This window comes from Nocardiopsis sp. LOL_012, assembly GCF_048060475.1.
Lineage (GTDB): Bacteria > Actinomycetota > Actinomycetes > Streptosporangiales > Streptosporangiaceae > Nocardiopsis.
Genome location: NZ_JBHMIV010000080.1, coordinates 1 through 1,897, shown reverse-complemented (window position 1 = coordinate 1,897; position 1,897 = coordinate 1). Strand labels below are relative to the sequence as shown.

General features: G+C 72.4%; 2 protein-coding genes. Both read right to left on the bottom strand.

What is annotated here, in order from left to right:
* Window positions 1–1,127, bottom strand: a 1,127-nt coding sequence (locus tag ACFHWE_RS23475) for a M20 family metallopeptidase (RefSeq protein WP_416604043.1), incomplete at its 3' end; no start/stop codon positions are given.
* Window positions 1,124–1,897: XRE family transcriptional regulator (locus ACFHWE_RS23470; protein ID WP_416604042.1), on the bottom strand; the 774-nt coding region annotated here is incomplete at its 5' end. The genes ACFHWE_RS23475 and ACFHWE_RS23470, both read right to left, overlap by 4 nt.

Here is a 1,897-nt window from a genome sequence, read left to right as displayed (position 1 = left end):
CGCACCCGCTCGTCGGTGGCGTGCAGCCCCTCGTAGACCGGACCGAACCCCGCCGTGGCCGCTATCCCCAGCCCGGCGAGGTAGTTGCCGATGTTGGACGGCCCCGCCACCTTCGCCTCCACCTCGATGCCGTGCGCGGCAGCGGCCCCCGCCAGAGCCGCCCGCAACGGCGCGTCCTCGGCCAGGGCGTAGGCGGGCCAGCGCGTGTGCGCCTCCACCAGCGTCGGGGCTGTGCCCGGCCACTGCGCATCGACCTTGGCCACCACCCGGGCCACCAGGTCCGCCGCCTCCTGGTCGGTGAACACCTTCGTGGTGCGCACGTCCACGTTGACCGTGCACACATCCGGCACCACCGAGAACCCCTCACCCGCCCCGATCGCGGTCACCGTGAGCTTGCCCGGACCAAATCCCGCAGCCGCCCCGGGCAGCGGCTCACACTCCAGGGCCTGGACGATCTCGGCCGCCTTGCCGATGGCGTTGGGGGTGGAGCGCGAGCCGCCCGAGTGGGAGGCGACCCCGTGCACCCGCAGCCGGACCCGGTACACCCCGCGTCCGCCCACGACGAGCTTGTCCATACCGGGGTAGCCGATCATCACCCCGCCGATGTCGGCGGGGGTGTCGGCGGCGTCGAAGAACCGTTTCGCTCCGCCGAAGCCGCCGGTGTGCTCATCCAGGTCGAACAGCACCACCAGGTCCCCCCGCAGGGAAGAAGCGTCGGCGCGCAGGTGGGCGGCCAGATGGCAGAACACGGAAACCGCGGCCTTGGAGTCGGCGGCCCCGCGCCCCCACAGCCACCCGTCCTCGACCGCGCCGCTGGTGGGCGGGTGCCGCCAGGCGGCCTCGTCGCCGAACGGCGCGGTGTCCAGGCAGGCGTCCAGCACCCAGGTCGGCCCCGGCCGGGCGCCGCGCACGGTGGCGGTGAGGGCGAGGGCCGCGCCGGTCCCATCGCGCAGCACCCGGGGCCGCAGGCCCTGTGCGGCCATCCACTCGTGCAGGTGGTCGACGGCCGGGCCGTAGGGGTCGATACCGCCCCGGGTGGGGATGCGCACCAGGTCCCGGGTCAGGGCCAGGACCGAGTCGAGGTCGTGGCGAGCCCGGCGTAGGGCGGGGGTGCTGTCGTAGGTCATGCGGGGTCCCGGTGGTGTGAGGCGGTGGGGTCGAGCCCACGCAGGGCATTGGGGGTTTCTACCCGTGTGGCGGCGGCGTAGCACTGGCGGGCGTGGTCCAGCAGCCGTTCGGCGGCTTGCGGTCCCAGCCTGACCCCGGAGTCGAACCCGTAGGCGCTGGTGAGTGAGGGGATGGGGACTACTGCGGCCTGTTCGGAGGCGACGAAGAACCGTTCGGGCATGTCCTGTTCGGGGCGGATGAGGCCGATATGCAGGGTCTTCATCCCCAGCGATCGGTCGTCGGGGTCGCGGATCTCCAGCAGCCGCCGAAGGTGGGCGTGCAGTGCCGTGTTGCGGGGCGGTCCGAACAATAACCGGTAGTGGACCAAGCCGGGGCGGTCGGCCAGGGCGTGTTCGATGGTCTCCAGGTACGCCACGTCCCGGGAACGTGAACCGGCCACGGCCAAATGGGCTTGCGCGGATCGGACCACGTCGATCATGGCGGTGCGCAGGTCGCGGGGGCCGCTGACGAGCTGGGGCGAGTCCTGGGCGGTGGCCGTCCCGTCCTGGTGGGTGAACAGCTCGTCGACCGGGCGGTCGTAGTAGTCGGCGAGCAGGGTCCGGTAGCGGCGGGTAGTGGTGTGACGGCCGCGTTCCCAGCCGGAGAGCATGCTGGGCGTGACTCCGCTGGAACCGGTTGGTGAGGCGTGGTCGAGGTCGGCACATACCTGTTCCAGGGTGGTGCCGAGGTCGAGTCGGGCTTGACGTAGCGGGCTCGGGTGGGTGGTGGG